Annotated in this window: 15 protein-coding genes; 5 read left to right on the forward strand and 10 right to left on the reverse strand. The window is 63.8% G+C overall.

What is annotated here, in order from left to right; translation table 11 throughout:
• Positions 1-52: 52 nt before the first annotated feature.
• The 3 genes from QMK17_RS15175 to QMK17_RS15185 are packed head-to-tail and all read right to left on the reverse strand — an operon-like array spanning position 53 to position 3,894.
• Positions 53-1,339 (reverse strand): glucarate dehydratase family protein, encoded by a 1,287-nt coding sequence (locus tag QMK17_RS15175; RefSeq protein ID WP_283510096.1) that lies wholly within the window; start codon positions 1,337-1,339, stop codon positions 53-55.
• The gene (locus tag QMK17_RS15180; protein ID WP_283510097.1) at positions 1,339-2,277 is read right to left on the reverse strand and encodes a 5-dehydro-4-deoxyglucarate dehydratase; all 939 of its coding nucleotides are present in this window, start codon (positions 2,275-2,277) and stop codon (positions 1,339-1,341) included. The genes QMK17_RS15175 and QMK17_RS15180 overlap by 1 nt, the downstream gene beginning before the upstream one ends.
• Positions 2,278-2,295: 18 nt before the next feature.
• A complete protein-coding gene (locus QMK17_RS15185) occupies positions 2,296-3,894 on the reverse strand; it encodes an aldehyde dehydrogenase (NADP(+)) (RefSeq protein WP_283510098.1) in 1,599 nt (532 codons plus the stop codon).
• A gap of 287 nt (positions 3,895-4,181) precedes the next feature.
• On the opposite strand from QMK17_RS15185, the gene QMK17_RS15190 reads away from it, so the two are divergent.
• Together QMK17_RS15190 and QMK17_RS15195 are read left to right on the forward strand one after the other, a co-directional pair.
• Entirely contained in the window at positions 4,182-5,528 is a 1,347-nt protein-coding gene (locus QMK17_RS15190; RefSeq protein ID WP_283510099.1) for an enolase C-terminal domain-like protein, read from the forward strand.
• Positions 5,525-6,460 carry a 2-hydroxyacid dehydrogenase gene (locus QMK17_RS15195; protein WP_283510100.1) on the forward strand — a complete coding sequence of 312 codons (936 nt, stop codon included), beginning with the start codon at positions 5,525-5,527 and terminating at the stop codon, positions 6,458-6,460. The genes QMK17_RS15190 and QMK17_RS15195 overlap by 4 nt, the downstream gene beginning before the upstream one ends.
• A 43-nt stretch (positions 6,461-6,503) precedes the next feature.
• Here the strand turns inward: QMK17_RS15195 and QMK17_RS15200 are convergent, their stop codons facing one another.
• From QMK17_RS15200 to QMK17_RS15225, 6 genes are all read right to left on the reverse strand, one after another.
• Complete coding sequence (locus QMK17_RS15200) at positions 6,504-7,313, reverse strand: IclR family transcriptional regulator (RefSeq protein ID WP_283510101.1); 810 nt, start codon at positions 7,311-7,313, stop codon at positions 6,504-6,506.
• Positions 7,314-7,357: 44 nt separating this feature from the next.
• Entirely contained in the window at positions 7,358-8,518 is a 1,161-nt protein-coding gene (locus tag QMK17_RS15205) for an enolase C-terminal domain-like protein (RefSeq protein WP_283510102.1), read from the reverse strand.
• A gap of 13 nt (positions 8,519-8,531) precedes the next feature.
• A complete protein-coding gene (locus QMK17_RS15210; protein WP_283510103.1) occupies positions 8,532-9,857 on the reverse strand; it encodes an ABC transporter substrate-binding protein in 1,326 nt (441 codons plus the stop codon).
• Between the two features lie 2 nt (positions 9,858-9,859).
• Positions 9,860-10,744 (reverse strand): carbohydrate ABC transporter permease, encoded by an 885-nt coding sequence (locus QMK17_RS15215; protein WP_283510104.1) that lies wholly within the window; start codon positions 10,742-10,744, stop codon positions 9,860-9,862.
• 4 nt (positions 10,745-10,748) lie between these two features.
• Positions 10,749-11,696 (reverse strand): carbohydrate ABC transporter permease, encoded by a 948-nt coding sequence (locus tag QMK17_RS15220; protein ID WP_283510105.1) that lies wholly within the window; start codon positions 11,694-11,696, stop codon positions 10,749-10,751.
• Positions 11,697-11,991: 295 nt separating this feature from the next.
• Positions 11,992-13,005 (reverse strand): hypothetical protein, encoded by a 1,014-nt coding sequence (locus QMK17_RS15225; protein WP_283510106.1) that lies wholly within the window; start codon positions 13,003-13,005, stop codon positions 11,992-11,994.
• A gap of 46 nt (positions 13,006-13,051) precedes the next feature.
• Between QMK17_RS15225 and QMK17_RS15230 the strand changes: the two genes are divergently transcribed.
• Positions 13,052-14,233: a hypothetical protein gene (locus QMK17_RS15230; protein ID WP_283510107.1), complete on the forward strand. Its 1,182-nt coding sequence runs from the start codon at positions 13,052-13,054 to the stop codon at positions 14,231-14,233.
• 72 nt (positions 14,234-14,305) lie between these two features.
• Here the strand turns inward: QMK17_RS15230 and QMK17_RS15235 are convergent, their stop codons facing one another.
• Complete coding sequence (locus QMK17_RS15235) at positions 14,306-15,118, reverse strand: NAD-dependent epimerase/dehydratase family protein (protein WP_283510108.1); 813 nt, start codon at positions 15,116-15,118, stop codon at positions 14,306-14,308.
• 164 nt (positions 15,119-15,282) lie between these two features.
• Between QMK17_RS15235 and QMK17_RS15240 the strand changes: the two genes are divergently transcribed.
• Together QMK17_RS15240 and QMK17_RS15245 are read left to right on the forward strand one after the other, a co-directional pair.
• Positions 15,283-16,362 carry an ABC transporter ATP-binding protein gene (locus QMK17_RS15240; RefSeq protein WP_283510171.1) on the forward strand — a complete coding sequence of 360 codons (1,080 nt, stop codon included), beginning with the start codon at positions 15,283-15,285 and terminating at the stop codon, positions 16,360-16,362.
• Positions 16,363-16,578: 216 nt separating this feature from the next.
• Positions 16,579-17,730 carry an L-talarate/galactarate dehydratase gene (locus QMK17_RS15245; protein WP_336620155.1) on the forward strand — a complete coding sequence of 384 codons (1,152 nt, stop codon included), beginning with the start codon at positions 16,579-16,581 and terminating at the stop codon, positions 17,728-17,730.
• Positions 17,731-17,747 lie beyond the last annotated feature (17 nt).

The raw sequence follows: 17,747 nt of genomic DNA on the forward strand, positions 1-17,747 counted from the left end.
GGCACGCGCCCACCGAACCAAAATTCGCGAGGCGTCAGCAGCGAAAGCTGGTCTACCAGCGAGGGCAGGTATTCTTGAAGGTCGGGTCGATGCTCTTCATATAGCCGGTGTCGTCCCGGTCGCGGATACCGCAGTCGAGGTACTGCTGGTGCAGCAAGGCGAGCGCGTCCTCGTCGATCTCGACGCCGAGGCCGGGACCGGTAGGAACGGCGACGGCGCCGTCGACGATCTTCAGCACTCCGGGGACGACCACGTCTTCGTTCTTCCACGGCCAGTGTGTGTCACACGCGTAGGTGAGGTTCGGTGTCGCACCGGCCAGATGCACCATGGCGGCGAGGCTGATGCCCAGGTGACTGTTGGAGTGCATCGACAGACCCAAACCGAAGTTGTCGCACACCCCCGCGAGCAACCGGGATCGCTGCAACCCACCCCAGTAGTGATGGTCGGACAGCACGACCTGCACTGATTTCTTCACCACCGCAGGCTCGAGTTGATCGAAGGCAACGACGCACATGTTCGTCGCGAGCGGCATCTTCGCCTCGCGGGCAACCTCGGCCATCCCGTCGAGACCCGGTGTCGGATCCTCCAGGTACTCAATGATGCCGTCCAGTTCGGATGCGACGCGGATCGACGTGTCGACGGTCCACGCGGCATTCGGGTCGAGACGGAGCGGGAGCTCGGGGAATGCTTCACGCAGCGCCTTGATGCCGGCGATCTCCTCGTCCGGTGGGAACACGCCACCCTTGACCTTGATGGCACCGAAGCCGTACTCGCCGATCATCTTCTGTGCTTGACGCACGAGTCCGTCCGGGTCGATGGCCTCGCCCCACTCGTCGGGCCGAGCGCCGGGGTGCGCCGCCCACTTGTAGAACAGGTACGCACTGAACGGGACCGTGTCCCGTACCTTGCCGCCGAGCAGATCCGATACCGGACGGCCGAGCGCTTTGCCCTGCACATCCAGGCAAGCGACCTCGAACGGCGAGAACACACGGTCCGTGGTGCTGGCCGTCGTGATCATTCCGGCAACACCGTCGCCGCCGGTGATGGTCGACGAGGCCAACTGGTTGTCGATGGCTGCGCGAATCTCGTTCAGTGCGAACACATCCAACCCCGTGATGGCGACCGCGGCAGCCTCCAGTCGAGCGAGATGTGCCGTGTCCGCGTAGGTCTCACCGAGGCCGACGATGCCGGCCTCGGTGTCGAGCTGAATGATCGCGCGCAACGCGTATGGCTGGTGAACGCCGACGGTGTTGAGTAGGGGCGGGTCGACGAACGCGACCGGTGTGATGCGCGCCCCCGCGATACGAATGGGCTCGCGCAGCCTGAAGGGTTCGGACATCAGTGCAGCGCTAGCTCGTTCGCGAGTACGGCGCGGCCGGCGGCGATGATCTGGGTCAGCTCGTCGAGGTGGGGAGCACTGATATCGACGAGCGGTGGACGCACGGGCCCGGCAGCGATGCCATCCATCGTGACGCCTGCCTTGATCAGCGCGACAGCGTATCCGGGTACCTGGTCGCGCAGACGCACGAGCGGGTGGAAGAACTCGCGCAGCAGCGCGGCGGTGAGCTTCTCGTTGCCGGTCTGGATGGACTGGTAAAACGCGAGCGCGAGCTCCGGTGCAAAGGCGAACGTCGCCGACGAGTACAGCGTCACGCCGATCGCGTGGTACGCCTGTTGCGAGACCTCTGCGGTGGGCAGCCCGTTGAAGAACTGGAAAGGCTTGCCCGACGGCTCCAGGGCGTCGATTACTGCGCGAACGATGCGGCCGACCTGATCGAGATCGCCTGTGCCGTCCTTGAATCCGACTACCGTCGGAAACTGGGATACCTCGACGGCCGATACCTCGGTGAAGCGCGCATTGCCGCGGTTGTACACGATGAGCGGCAGGTCGGAGGCGTCGGCGACCGCCTTGGTGTATGCCACGAGGCCGGCCTGCGGCATGGTGACGAGGTACGGCGGGAGCAGGAGGATTCCGTCGGCGCCGTTGGCCTTTGCGCTGCGGGCGAATGCCTTGGCCTGCGCGACCGATCCGCCCGCGCCGGCGTAAACGGGCACGCGGCCTGCGACCACGTCGACGGCGACGGCGACGATCCTGCCGAACTCTTCTGCTTCGAGCGCGTGGAATTCACCTGTGCCGCAGGCGATGAACACTCCACCAGGGCCTGCGTCGACGCCTTTGGCGACGTGGGCTGCGAGGAGGTCGTAGTCGACCTCGCCTGAACCGGTGAACGGGGTGACAGGGAAGAAGAGGACTCCGTCGAGCATTTCGATCTCCATTTCAGCGCAGGGGGTAGGTCAGTCTTGGGTGAGGGAGCCGTCGATGCGGCGCCAGATCTTGTCCGGGTTGCCGTCGGCGATTGCGCTGGGTAGCAATGACTTCGGAACATCTTGGTACGCGACAGGTCGGAGGAAGCGCTCGATGGCGAGTGAACCGACCGAGGTGGTGCGTGAGTCGGACGTCGCGGGGAACGGTCCGCCGTGGACCATGGCGTGACCGACCTCGACTCCAGTGGGCCAGCCGTCGAACAGGATTCGTCCGGCTTTGAGCTCGAGGACCGAGAGCAGCTTGCCTGCTTCGGTGTGATCGTCGCCGTCGGTGTGGATGGTCGCGGTGAGCTGTCCTTCGAGCAGTGCCGCAACCTCGCGTACCTGCTGGGCGTCGGTGCATTTCACGATGAGGCTCGACGCACCGAAGACCTCCTGTTGTTCGACCTCCGAGGCGACGAAGCTGCTCGCGTCGGTGACGAAGAGGGCAGCGCGACCTGCGTGGGGCGCGTCGGTCTCGGTGCCGCGAGCCAGCTCCGTTGCCGACTTGCCGAGCTCGTCGACGCCGCGCGCATAGGTGGACGCGATGTTGGGCGTGAGCATCGTGGTGGGGGTCGACTCGGACACTGCTTCCTGCGCTGCTGAGACGAACGAGTTCAACCCGGGCCCGTCGACAGCGATGACCAGCCCCGGGTTGGTGCAGAACTGACCCGATCCGAGAGTCAACGAGGCGACGAATGCCCGTCCCAGATCTGCGCCGCGAGACTGCAAGGCGTTGTCGAGAACGAACACTGGGTTGATGGAGCTCATCTCGGCGTAGACCGGAATCGGTTCACGCCTACCGGCTGCAGCAGCGACCAGAGCCGTTCCTCCCGAACGTGATCCGGTGAACCCCACGGCTTTGATGCGGGGATCGGTGACGAGAGCGGTACCAAGCGTGGGCCCCGAGCCGTACAGCAGCGAGAAGGTTCCCGACGGCATTCCGGTGGAGGCGACGGCACCGGCAATGGCGCGGCCGACCAGCTCCGAGGTGCCGGGGTGAGCGTCGTGTGCCTTGACGATGACGGGGCAACCCGCGGCGAGAGCAGACGCAGTGTCGCCGCCCGCAACGGAGAATGCGAGCGGGAAGTTGCTGGCGCCAAACACGGCGACTGGTCCGAGCGGGATCTTGCGCTGGCGGATGTCGGCACGTGGTAGCGGAGTGCGATCCGGCAATGCCGGATCGATGCGGGCGCCGTTCCATCCGCCGTCGCGAAGCACCGAGGCGAAGAGGCGCAGCTGGCCGGTGGTGCGGCCGACCTCGCCGGTGATGCGTCCGAGCGGCAGACCGGATTCTGCGACTGCGCGTTCGATGAGCGTATCGCCGAGGGCTGCAATGTTGTCGGCGATGGCTTCGAGGAACTGAGCGCGGGTTTCCGAAGTGGTGCTGCGGTAGTCGTTGAAAGCGGCTGCGGCCGCGGCGGCAGCCGCGTCGACGTCGGCGATATCGCCGTGCTGGTACGGCGGCTCCAGCGTCTGTCCGGTAGCAGGGTCGATCCCGCGCACCTCGGCGCCTGTACCCCGCACGGCCTTGCCCGCGATGATCATGTCGCCGGTGAGCTCGGTGGACTGCGTCAGTGATGCTGTCATGGGGTGACTCCTTGTCGTGTGCTTGTCGATCGGCCAGCAGCTCGTGGCGTGACCTGACTCATAGCTACCCACGGTAGAAGGCTGATTGATACGTGTCCAAGTCAAAATGTCGTGCTGTCGATGCAGTCTCGGTATCGTTGCTCGTGACCTTGCCGTCTCCAATAAAGTGCTCCGATACCGATCGTGAATCGACCCATGCCCTTTTGGTGTTAGACAGGAATTGGTCTCGACTTCTACTGTTTTGTGAGCCCGCTCACTGGTAGGTCTCCTGACAAGAAGGTCGAGCAATGAACGCACAAAACGTCGCCCCCGTCGTCACCGAGATGCGTGTGGTTCCGATCGCCGGCCATGACGGCATGCTGCTCAACCTCAGCGGCGCACACGCGCCGTACTTCACGAGAAACCTCGTCGTTCTCACCGATTCGGACGGCCGAGTCGGAGTGGGTGAGGTGCCGGGCGGGGAACCGATCAGGCGCTGTCTCGAAGATGCACGACCTCTCGTCGAAGGGGCGAGCATCGGGACGTACAACGCGGTGTTGGGTTCGATGCGGGCTGCGTTCGCGGACCGGGACTCCGGTGGGCGCGGGGCGCAGACGTTCGATCTTCGTATTGCGATCCACGCGGTCACTGCTGTCGAGTCCGCGCTGCTGGACCTGTTGGGCCAACATCTCGGAGTCACTGTCGCCGCGTTGCTCGGTGACGGCCAGCAGCGTGCGAAGGTCCAAGCCCTCGGCTATCTGTTCTTCGTCGGCGATTCGGCCGAAACCGATCTCGCCTATCGCAGCGCGACCGACGAAAGCGCTTCTGCCGACGAGTGGTTGCGCGTGCGCCACGAGGAGGCCCTCACTCCCGACGCCATCGTACGGATGGCCGAGGCTGCGCACGCCCGTTACGGATTCGCGGACTTCAAGCTCAAGGGCGGGGTTCTGCCGGCAGCGGAGGAGGCATTGGCTGTGACAGCACTTGCCGAACGCTTTCCGCAGGCGCGAATCACGTTGGATCCCAACGGTGGTTGGCTACTGAAGGACGCGATCGAGACCTGCCGCGGGCTGCGGGACGTGCTCGCCTACGCCGAGGATCCTGTCGGCCCCGAGGGCGGGTTCTCCGGCCGCGAGGTGATGTCAGAATTCAAACGTGCCACGGGACTTCCGACGGCCACCAACATGATCGCAACCGACTGGCGCGAGATGGGACACACGATCCGATCCGGCGCCGTCGACATCCCCCTCGCGGACCCGCACTTCTGGACGATGAACGGCTCGGTCCGTGTCGCGCAGCTGTGCGACGCTTGGGGTCTGACGTGGGGATCGCACTCCAACAACCACTTCGACGTTTCGCTGGCCATGTTCACCCATGTCGCTGCGGCTGCGCCGGGTGACATCACCGCCATCGACACGCACTGGATTTGGCAGGACGGTCAGCGCGTCACCAAGGCGCCGTTCGAAATCGAAGACGGCTACCTGACGGTTCCCGACAGGCCGGGTCTCGGTGTGGAGCTCGATTGGGATCAGGTGGATGCTGCGCACGAGCTCTACCAGCGTGAGGGCCTGGGTGCGCGCGACGATTCGATCGGCATGCAGTACCTGATCGACGGGTGGGCCTTTGACAGCAAGCGGCCCGCGCTCCTTCGATGAAAGTAGTAGTCGGAGATCGGAATGTCCTCCCGCACAAGGAGCAGTTCGAGACTGCATTACCGGATGATGCCGAGGTCGTGTGGGTGGTGCCGTTCGAGGAGACTCTGGCGGTCGAAGAGCTGGCCGACGCCGATGTCTACGTCGGCGGGCGGTTCAGCGCCGCGATGGGCAAGGCTGCTCCTCGGTTGAAAATGGTGCACGTCGCCGGTGCCGGAACCGACAACGTGGATCGCTCGGCTCTGGGTCCGGAAGTTCAGGTGTGCAACACCTTTCACCACGAGAACTCCATCGCCGAATACATCGTCGCGAGCGCAGTCATGCTGCGTCGTAGATTCTTGGAGCAGGACCGAGCCTTGCGGACGGCCGTGTTCAAAACCTCGGTCTATGACCCGTCCATTCCGCAACCGTTGTCTCTGAACGGTGCGCGGATCGGATTCGTCGGGTTCGGTCACATCGGTCAACGCGCGTGGCAGCTTTTCGAGGCCTACGGCGCTCATGGGGCCGCCGTGACCGGTAGCGGGAATGCATCGTCCGCGAGCCTCGAATGGTCGGCTGATGGGTCATGGCTCGGAACGCTGATGGACTGGGCTGACATCGTTGTCGTGTCCGCACCGCTCACCGACCGAACGCGAGGAATGATCGGCGTCGCCGAATTGAGAAGACTCGGCAGCGATGGCATTCTCGTCAACGTCGGGCGCGGTCCGCTGGTTCAGGAGCAGGCGCTGTTCGACGCTCTGTCGAACCGAACAATCGCAGGCGCGGCCATCGACGTCTGGTACCGGTACCCGACGTCGGATGGCATCGGAAAGCCGAGTTCGCTTCCCTTCGAAGACCTTGCGAATATTCTGATGACCCCGCACTCGTCCGGAGTTACCCGCCACACGTTCGTCGGGCGGGTGGGCGATATCGCTCGGAACATCTCCCGTATGTGAGTGAAAGTACGTCGCAGGGGACGTATTTCCGCGCACATAGGCGTCAGCGCACCCCTTCGGCCCGGAGCTCCCGCGCCCACGCGTCGGCGTGCTTGGTCAGTACCCCCGCTATACGCTCGAGCTCGCCGGGATACGACGCCACCTCGGCAGGCATGGAAACGCTGAGCGCATCGGATGCGGGGATGCGGTACGGCACCACCGTCGCGATACAGACGACGCCGACGGTTCCCTGCTCTTGTTCCAAGGACCATCCGCGCCTGCGGACCTCGGCCAGCTCGGCGATGAGAACGCCGCGGTCGACGATGGTGTTGGGGGTGTACGCCTCCAACTTCTGCGGGAGCAGCTGCGTGACCTCGTCGGTGGTGAGCTCCGCGAGCAGAGCCTGACCCAACGCAGTGACGTGGCACGGCAGTTTGCGGCCGACGCGGTGCATGCGGCGAACTTCGAGTTTGGATCCTCGGCTGGCGAGGTAGATGACACTGTCTCCGTCACGGCGCGCGAAGTGAACGGTGTGCCGGACATCCGAGCGCAGGTCTTCGAGCACTGCCGCAGCCCGCCCGACCACCGAATCCTTGTCGAGGTAGGACGTGCCGGTCAGCAGCGCGTGGGTGCCGATGCCGTAGCGCGAGCCCGATTCGTCGGCTTCGATCCACCGCAGTTCCTTGAGGGTGCGCAAGAGCGCGTGCAAGGACGATCGTGGGTACTTGCACGCCTCCTGCAACTCGCCGAGACTCATGCGAGTCGGCGACGCCGCGAGCGTCTCGAGGATGTGAATGGTGCGTTCCGCGGACTTCACCGGCTGGCTCTCCGGCGCGGCGGTAGCGGGTAGACCGTCTCTCACATCGTTCACCATGATGACAGTGTCCCTCATTTGGAACCGAGTTTCACCTATAGACATCAATACTCGGAGACGAGGTTCTGGGCGATGTAGTCGTGGTCGTACTCCTCACCCAATCCTGGTCGCTCCGGCATGCGCACGATTCCTCTCGCATCGATGGGGTCGACGATGGACTCGAGGTGGGGCGGGACCCAGTCGTAGTCGGTGTGCGGGTGCAACAACCCGCGCTCGTACCACTGGATGTTGGATGCCCCGCCGACGAGTGCGAGGTTGGGTGCACCGTTGCCGTGGATCTCACAGTTCAGACCGAAGCCGTCCGCCATGTGCACCGTCTTGAGCGCAGGTGTGATGCCGCCGCCGTTCATCGCTCCGACTCGGAGGATGTCGCAGGCCTCGTTGACGATCCACTCGGACCGCGACTTGTGCCGGCCGGGGGTGGTCTCCGGGCCGATCACCGGGGTGTCGATCTGATCCGCGAGCCATTTGTAGGACCGCAGCGAGAACTCGTCCATCGGCTCTTCGAACCAGTCGAACTTCAGCCGGTCCAGCTCGCGCCCGAGTGAGAGCGCCTCGGTACGGGAGTACCAGTGGTAGCCGTCGAGCATCAGTGAAAAACCGGGCCCGACGGCGTCGCGCACCGCGGCACAGGCCTCGATGTCGCGGTTGACGTCGGGAGCGCCCGGTAGCGGCGGCATCCACGTGTGCAGCTTGATGCCCTTGTATCCGCGTTCCTTGAGGGAGACGGCGAAGGCGGCGTAGTCCTGCGGTGAGGACAATCCACCTTCGGTGTTGTCACCGCACATCGTGCTGGCGTACGCCTTGACCTCGCTGCGAGCGCCGCCGAGCAACTTCCACACCGGGGTGTCGAACTTGTTGCCTGCGAGATCCCACAATGCCTGGTCGAGATAGCTGAGCGTGTGCTCGGGGAGCTCGACGGCCTTGGTGCGCTGACGAATGGCAAACTTTTTCTCGATGGCTTCTCGGGCGAGTGGGTCGGCTCCGATCAGTACCGATCTGAACGACTGCTCCACCTGATCCTGGCGAAGGTAATTGGGCTTGCCGACGGCGTAACCGCTGACCCCGTCGGAGTCGGTGATGCGAAGCAATGCCTGCATCGTCTGGATCGATGGTCCCGGGTGACGGTGTCCGTACGAGTCGACCGCAGTGCGCGCCTCCGTCTTGAACACCTGCACGGCAACTTCCGTGATGACGCTGGACATGATGTCTGATCCCCTATTTACCCTGGCGGGCATCGTATTTGGCCTTGCTGCGGTTGAGCTTCTCGGCGAAGTCGTCAGCGAAGTCTTGCGCGCTCAGTTGGCCGATCAAAACCTTCTGCCACTGACCGAGCATTTGTACCTGGACGATCTTGCCGAAATCGGGCAGGTAGTCGGGCGGCGTGACGAGGACGGTCTTCGGATCATCGAGAGCTGCCTGCGCAGCCTGAACGGACTGCATCTCCTTGAACGAATCAGCGGATCGTGCAACGGTGTTGACCGGGATCTGTCCGACATTCTCGTTCCAGTACGCCTGCGACTCCGGATTGGTCATGAACTCCAGGAACTTCCACGCTGCCGCCTGGTGCTGACTGCTCTTGAAGACCGTGTACGACGGAAACGGATCGGTCATGACCGTGCGAACGCCGTTGTCCGCAAGTGGAAGTGCGACGGCACCGACCTTGTCGCCGAGCGCCTTCTTGTGGTTGCTGAGCGAGCCGAGGTTGTGCTGCATCATCGCCACCGAACCACCGCCGAAGCTGGCAACCATCTGAGGGAAGCCGTTGTTGACATCCGCGGTGGGGGTGTCGACGTCGTAGAGCGCTGCGAACCGTTCGATGGCCTCGACCATTTCTGGCCGGTTGACCGTGGACTCGCCACCGTCGAAGAAATTCTCGATACCGGTCGTGGCGAACATGTGCTGCAGCAACGGGTAGATCGAACCGCCGCCGCCGCGGATGGTGAACCCGTAGCGGCCCTGGTCCTTGTCGGTGAGTTCGGCGGCGGCGTCGTAGAACTCGTCCCAGGTACCGGGCGGTGCAATGCCTGCTTCGTCGAACCAATCGGCGCGGTACCAGAGCGTTGCGTTGTTGCTGGTGTAGGGCAGGCCGTACAGGTTCTCGCCGCCGCCGGATTCGATGGCCGAGGCAATGATTTTCGGGTCGTAGTCGGCTGTCTGAGGCGAGGCTGCCATGAAGTCGTCCAACGGAATGACGGCGTTCTGTGCAACGAGTGGTGCAAGGTAAGCCGTCGACACGATGCCGAGGTCGGGGGCGGAACCGCCGGCAAGAGCGGTCTGGTACTTCTGCTGCGCACTGTCCGACGGAAGCCCCACGTACTCGATATCGATCCCGGGATTCCCCGCTTCGAAACGGCGAATCAGTTCTTCGTACAACGGAGTCCGGTCCGGTCCGGCGTTGTTGTCCCAGAACGTGAGGGTGCCGTTGTTCGGGTCGCCGAGGGCGCCGTCGGGCAGGGAGGTTTCGGAGCTGCAGCCGGCAAGGACGAGGGTAGCGACGGCGCCGACCAAAAAGGTCCGGCGGGTGAGATTGGTGTTCTTCATGATCAGCCCTTCACCGCTCCGGCGCTGAGGCCCTGGACGAGGTATTTCTGGATGACGGCGAAGACTGCGACGACGGGCACCGCGGCGATGAGGCCGCCGGCCGCCAATACGCCGAAGTCGACGTTGTAGGAACCGATGGTGTAGCTCAATCCGACGGGGAGCGTGAACTTGTCCTGGCTGGAGATGAACATCAGGCCGAACAGGAAATTGTTCCAGCTACCGATGAAGGCGAACGATCCGACAGCGATCAGGCCGGGACGCAGCAGCGGCAGCATGATGATGATGCGGAACGCCTTCAGCCGGGAGCATCCGTCGACCATCGCTGCTTCTTCGAGTTCCACCGGGATCTGAGAGATGAAGCCCGCCATGAGCATTGCGGCGAGAGGGAGTTGGAAGACAGTATCGGCGACGATGAGGCCGAACAGGTTGTTGACGAGACCCATTTCGCGGAAAACCTGGAACAGCGGGATCAGCAGCATCGCGCCGGGGACGAACTGGCTGCAGAGCAGCGCCATCACCAGAGGAATCCTGGCGCGGAATTTGAAGCGTGCCAGTGCATATCCTGTTGCCAGTGCCACGAAGGTGGTCAGTACGAGCGACAGGCCGGCGACGATCAGACTGTTCTTGAAGAAGAAGCTGAAGCCGAGGGTGTTCCAGACAGTGTCGAAGTGCTCGAACGTGATGGGCCAGGGGAGCATCGAATTGGACCCGGCGGGGCGGAACGCGAACACGATCATCCAGTAGAACGGGACCAGCGTGAACAGCAGGTAGATCGCCAGTGGAAGTCCGACGCTGAAGATTCGGGGCTTCTTCTTGTAGACGCGCTGTTGGTCGGAGGATTCGGTGTCCTGCTTCTGGATCACCGGGCGATCGGCAGTAGTGGTCATGTTCTCAGGCCTTGTCGCTGTTGAACTTGCTCAGGCGCAAGTAGAGGATCGAGCAGAAGAGCAGGATTACGAATGCCACGGTGGTCAGCGCCGAGCCGTATCCGAAGTCCTGTGCGGTGGTGGCGAGTTGAGAGACGTAGAGCGGCAACGTCGTCGTGACGTCCGCGGGCCCGCCCGCGGTGAGTGTGTAGAGCAGGTCGACGTTGTTGAACTCCCAGACGCCGCGGAGAAGCGTCGAGAGGATGATGACTGCCCTCAGGTGCGGGAGGGTGACGAAGCGGAAGCGCTGCCACCGGTTCGCGCCGTCGACGTTCGCGGCTTCGTAGAGATCCTTCGGCGCACTCTGCAGCTCGGCGAGGATAAGGATCGCGAAGAACGGTACGCCGCGCCAGAGTTCGGCGACGCTGGTGGCCCAGAACGCGGTGTCCGGGTCTGCGATGGGAGCGGCCGTGCCGTCGCCGATGCCCATGTTGCCGAGAAGTTTGAACAGACCGGTCGACGGGTTGTAGATCAACAGCCAGATGCCGGTGGTGAGAACGCCGGACACTGCCCACGGCGAGAACACCAGAGCACGAGCCAATCCGCGGCCTCGGAAGACCTCGTTGACCAGCAGCGCGAGCCCGAGCCCGAGGATCAGCTGGAAGACGACTTGGGTCGCGACCCACTTGGCGGTGACGACCAAACTGTTCCAGAAGAGGTCGTCGGCGAACATCAGCTTGAAGTTCTCCAGCCCGGCAAAACCGTTGTCCCACGGCGTCGTCGGATTGTAGTACTGCAGGCTGTAGTAGAAGACACTGCCGACGGGGTAGAAGATGAAGACGGCGAGCAGGATGACGACCGGAGCGATCAGGATGTAGGGCGCCGAGATCCTGCGTCGACGACGGGTCCTCGGCGCGGGGGAGGCGCTGGGTGTCTGCTTCCCTCCTGTGCGAGGGGGAATTGTGGTGACCATGGTTGACGCTCCGAAGCTTTCGGGGCCGGCGGGTGCCGACGAGTCTGGGTCCGACAGGAAGTTTCATGGGGCGAGAAGATGCGGGGGACGAAGATGCGGTGGGGATGAAGATGCGGTGGGGACGAAATTCAGGGTGACGGGAAGTGCTGAGCGAACCGCGTGAATCCGGCTGTGCGCGCGCAATTCGGGTTCTTCTCGTTCATTCTCATCCGTTCACGTATATGAACTCGCGTCTGCTATGTGAATTACTGGATTTACTATGACGGCAGTCACAAGACATGTCAAGCGTGGCGAGTCACACGGTCGATCGAAGCCACTGGGCGGTCGATCGCTGCATCTCGGCAGTGAAGCGATGGCAGCTCTCGTGCCATTCGGTGGTGAGGGTTGCGGCGCCGTCGTAGGCCCGCTGGAGCATGCTTTCCGCGTCGCGCATTCCCTGGAGGCCGAAATGGGTGTCTGCCAGGGCGAATTGGACCAAGAGCGGCATCGGCGACGCTGACGCTGCCACGTCCGGCCAATCGCAGACCGCAGGCAGGCCAGGGGTGATCATCAACCAGGTGGTGTCGTCGGCGTGACCCGCCGCAATGTCGTCGAACGTGCTCATCATCGCCGTGATCACGGCTGCATCGAGGTCCGCGGATGCAACAAGATGCGCGACCCGTGCGCCGCCCCCGGAGAAGCCGGCCGCGGCAATTTTCCGACGTGTGAGGGTGCGTAGGACTTCCAGGGCGACGAGGTCTTCTTGAAGTACCTGGCCGGCCAAGGAGGTGCCGGTGAGGGCAGCGACCTTGGCGAGTCCGTGCTCGTGTTCGCGGGCTGCGGCTTCGTAGTTGTCCGCTTGTCGAGCGCGGGCCGGAAGATCGTCCCAGCGCACCCGGCGACTGCCCCAAGGGAAGACGTCGTGGACGAGGACGGCAAACCCTTCGCCGACGAGTGATGCGGCCACGGCCTGGCCGTCGTACCCGCGTTTGCGTAGCTCGACGACTCCGGGGGTGATGCCGTCCGGTCCATCCGCGACCTTCTCTTTGCCGTAGAACTTCATGCCGTCGTGGCCGTGGAGCAGCAGGACGGCATGAAGCTCGGTGACTGTGGTTCCGGCGGGTGTCAGGAGCCAGGCTTCGGTGGGGGCGCGGTGCCCGGACTGGCAGTTCCAGGTCAGTTCGACGCCGTCGATGCCGTCGCGGGTCCAGGCGCGTCCGTAGGTGACACCTGGGCTGCTCTCGTGCAGGTGGGAGGGCATGCCGAGGGCGCGGAGGATGTCGCGACGCAGGTCCGACCGTGGACAGCTGGGCTCGTGTTGTGTTCCCATGTGTGAACTCCGTCCTGTGTGTTGAACTAATCCTGAGGGGCTATCCATGTCCGAGAACACTGTCGATCGCATCGTTGCGCACGCCTATCCCTGGGACGTGCTGGGTGATCCTTGCTTCGTCGAACGGGCCCGGGAACTGGGCATTCGCGAGATCGCCCTTGCTGCCAGCTACCACTCCACTCGCGCCGCGACGCCGTTGCATCCGCAGCACAAGGTGGTCGATGCCCACCACGCCGCGCTGTATCGACCGCTGCGCCCAGGGGCGTGGGACGGCCTGAAGATTGCCGCCCGCACAGCCGCCTGGGGAGGATCCGAGGATGCCTTCGGTGATGCCGCCAGAATTTTGAACGATGCGGGTATCGATGTGCACGCGTGGATCGTGCTGTCGCACAGCACGATAGTCGGTCACGCTCATCCCGACGCCACCGTCGTCAACTGCTTCGGAGACCGGTACCCGTACGCTCTTTCTCCCGGTCACCCCGACATCGTCGCGTACGCACGCACCCTCGCGGGCGAGGCTGTTCGAGGCGTCGACCTCCGTGGAGTCTCGATCGAGGCCGCCGGTCAGCTGGGATTCGCCCACGTCGGACCGCACGAGAAGACCGACGGTGCGTACCCGGGCGTCGGCGACTCTCTGATGTCGATCAGCTGCACCGCACGCGAGCTCGCAGCATGGGGAGAGCATGGTGTCGATGCCGACAAGATCGTCGCAAAACTTCGGGACGGGGTCGACGCCCTGTCCGACGGAACGCTGTTGCCTGGTGCCTCGATTACCGATGTCCTGAGCTCGGAGGAAGCCGACGCCGTCCTCGCGGTGCGCCACGCAGACTCCGACACCCTGCGACGTGAGGTACTCGCGGCGGTGCGCGCGGAGTCCTCCGAAGTGCACATCACCCTCCACGGCCACCCTGATCCGTGGAAGACCGGACCCTCGCCTGCCCTGACCGCGAACGCCAGGGGAGAGGTCGACGCCGTCCTCGTCTCCGCGTGGCCGGGGACAGCCGAAACCGTTGCGGTGGTAGAGAAGACACGGGCGCTCGTCGGCGAGAACGTCGCTGTCGGTGCATACGTGTCGGTGCTGCCGCCAAAGAAGCTCGACGAGGTGGGAGCCCATGTCGCGGCCACCGTAGCCGCGGGCGCGAACGAATTGCACCTGTACCACCTCGGACTCGTCAACCGGCCGCAGCTCGATGCGCTGGGCTCGATCATCGCGCAATACTCGTCGTAATTTTCGGGGTTTTGGACAGTGCGAGGTGACCGAATGGGGCATTCGGTCACCTCGAAGTGAGCCCCAGCCAGCTCAGTGCATTCTCTGCCCCAGTGGTTGGTCGCAGAACGCTCCGCCGACCCGCTGGAGGATCGGATCCGAAAAGCTCCACTCGTGCGCGGCGAGGAATTCCTCGGCGAACTGCTCGGCATCGTCGCGCGGCTCGTACCCGATTGCGGCACCCTCGGCGCCCGACCACCAGGCACGCGAGTTCTTCGAGATCCCCCAGACGGTGTGGAATCCCTTTGCGCTGTCGGACAGTGACGCCTCGATGAGGCGCGCGGTATCGGCGGGCGACATCCAGCTGGCGAGGCCCCGGTAGTTCGGCGGCTTCTCGAAGCTCGATCCGATGCGAAGGTTGACGACGTCGATACCGAAGCGGTCGTGGTACAGCCGTCCGAGCGCCTCGACTGCAGCTTTCGACCAGCCGTAGAAGCCGTCGGGACGCGGGGCGACGTCGCCGGCAAGCGGTTCGCCACCTGCCTCGTCGTGCGTCCAGAATCCAACGGCATGGTTGCTCGACGCGGCGACGACGCGGGTGACCCCGTGGGCGATTGCGGCGTCGAAGATCGCTTGGGTGCCGTCGACGTTGATCGACAAGATGTTGGCCCACGAGTCCTCAGTGCTCAACCCGCCGAGGTGCAGGATTGCGTCGACCCCCTCGACTGCGGCGGCCAGAGCAGCGCGGTCGGTGACGGAGCCCTGGACGAACTCTTCGGTGTCGCCGTCGAGGTCGGTGATCTCGGCGATGTCGAACAGTCGCAGCGTACGGTCCGGGCGACGCAGCAAGGGCCGCAGCATCTTTCCCATATTGCCGGCGGCGCCGGTGATCAACAGTCGTGTCATGTTCGCTCGTTTCTCTTCGCAGAATCTCTTGTGCTGCGGATCACGTTAGTACATACTTCGAAATGAAGTCACCATCTTGACTCACATTCACATACATGAACTTTACGTTCGAACTCCCACTCGGATCGTCCGGCACGTTCCTGCCGGTGAAGGAGACACCCATCATGGCAACCGTTGCGTTCCAGAACGTCACCAAGCTCTTTCCCGGAGGCGACAAGGCAGCCGTCGACAGCCTCGACCTCGCGATCGAGGATGGCGAATTCCTCGTCCTCGTCGGTCCGTCGGGCTGCGGCAAATCCACTTCGCTCCGCATGCTTGCGGGCCTCGAAGACGTCGACCGCGGCGCCATCACCATCGGCGGCGAGGACGTCACCGACTTCCAACCCAAAGATCGCGACATCGCGATGGTGTTCCAGAACTACGCCCTCTACCCGCACATGACAGTCGGCGAGAACATGGGATTCGGCCTGCGTATCGCCGGTGAGGACAAGTCGGAGATCAAACGCCGAGTGGAGGACGCCGCCAAGATCCTCGACCTCACCAAGTTCCTGGACCGCAAGCCCAAAGCGCTGTCCGGCGGTCAGCGTCAGCGTGTTGCCATGGGCCGTGCCATCGTCCGCAAGCCGCAGGTCTTCTTGATGGACGAGCCACTGTCCAACCTCGACGCCAAATTGCGCGTTCAGACACGTGCGCAGATCTCGGCACTCCAGCGTCGCCTCGCGACCACCACCGTCTACGTCACGCACGACCAGGTCGAGGCCATGACGATGGGTGATCGCGTGGCCGTTCTCAAGGATGGAGTGCTGCAGCAGTGCGACACCCCGCGCCGCATGTACGAGCATCCCAACAATGTCTTCGTCGCCGGCTTCATCGGATCACCCGCGATGAATCTGCTCGAACTGCCGTTGGTCGACGGTGGAGTGCGATTCGGCGGTCAGGTTGTCCCCGTTCCGCGATCGGCCGTCGCCGGCATCGGTGAAAGTTCGGTGACGCTCGGTGTTCGCCCCGAGGACCTCGCGATCACCACCGGGGAAGGCCTCGAGGTCACCATCGACGTCGTCGAGGAACTCGGCGCCGACGCCTACGTGTACGGCCAGGCCGATATCAACGGCATCAAACAGCCCATCGTTGTGCGCGCCGACGGCCGCACTCCTCCTCGGCGCGGCGAGACAGTGACACTGTCCTACGCCGCCGAGCGCACTCACTTATTCGGAATCGTCACCGGTGAACGACTTGTCGACTAGGAGCCCGGTCGTGCCCCTCGGTCGATGCAGTTCAGGTATCAGCGGATGCACAATTGGTGTTGGACCTGAATTGATCGGAGGAATACCGTGTGAGGTAGCGCACCAACACCGTTGATCAAGGGAGACTGAGCAGTGTCCACCTCTTTCCGTCCACCTGCTGTGGAAACCGCCGCGAGCTCGAAGCCGACAAGCGGGTTGACTGCACCCGACGCCGCGATCAAGGCACTCGCTGCCGGGGACGCGACGATCGATCGCATTGCTCACGTGAAGCTGTCGTCGATCACGCTCCCGCTGAAGAACCCGATCAGCGATGCCAAGGTGTTGACCGGCCGCCAGAAACCGATGATCGAGGTCGCGTTCCTGTTCGCCGAGATCCGCACCGAGCAGGGCCACGAAGGCATCGGCTTCAGCTACTCCAAGCGCGCGGGCGGGCCGGCCCAGTTCGCTCATGCTCAGGAGATCGCCCCGGTTCTCATCGGCGAGGATCCCAACGACATCGGCAAGATCTGGACCAAGCTGCAATGGGCAGGCGCATCTGTCGGCCGCAGCGGCGTCGCGACGCAGGCCATCGCCGCCATCGACATCGCATTGTGGGACCTCAAGGCCAAGCGTGCGCAGTTGCCGCTGGCCAAGCTCATCGGTTCGACCCGCGACTCGGTTCAGACTTACAACACCTCGGGCGGATTCCTGCACACGCCGATCGAAGAGGTACTCGACAATGCGACGGCATCACTCGCCGCGGGTATCGGCGGCATCAAGATCAAAGTGGGACAACCGGATTGGCGTACCGACATTGCACGCGTCACCGCTGTGCGTGAGCGCCTCGGCGACGACGTGCCGCTGATGGTCGACGCCAACCAGCAATGGGATCGCCCCACCGCCAACCGTATGTGCCGCATTCTCGAGCAGTTCGACCTCGTGTGGATCGAGGAACCACTCGACGCGTACGACGCCGAGGGGCATGCGATGCTCGCCACCAACTTCGACACCTCGATTGCGACGGGTGAGATGCTGGCCAGCGTCGGCGAGCACGTGCGGCTCATCGAGGCCGGATCCGTCGACATCCTGCAGCCCGACGCCCCGCGCATCGGCGGCATCACGCAGTTCCTAAAGCTTGCAGCGCTCGCGGAGCACAAGAATCTGCAGCTCGCACCGCACTTCGCGATGGAGATCCACCTGCACCTGGCGGCGGTCTACCCGCTGCAGACGTGGGTCGAGCACTTCGACTGGCTCGACCCGCTATTCAACGAGCACCTCGAAACCCGTGACGGCAGAATGCATCTCTCGGATCGCCCGGGCCTGGGCTTCACGCTGAGCGAGCAGGCCGCGGACTGGACGGTCGGGACGGCGAGCTTCGCCCGCACGTGAGCGGAAATACGTCCCCT

Source organism: Rhodococcus sp. G-MC3 (genome assembly GCF_030063335.1).
Taxonomy (GTDB): Bacteria; Actinomycetota; Actinomycetes; order Mycobacteriales; family Mycobacteriaceae; genus Rhodococcoides.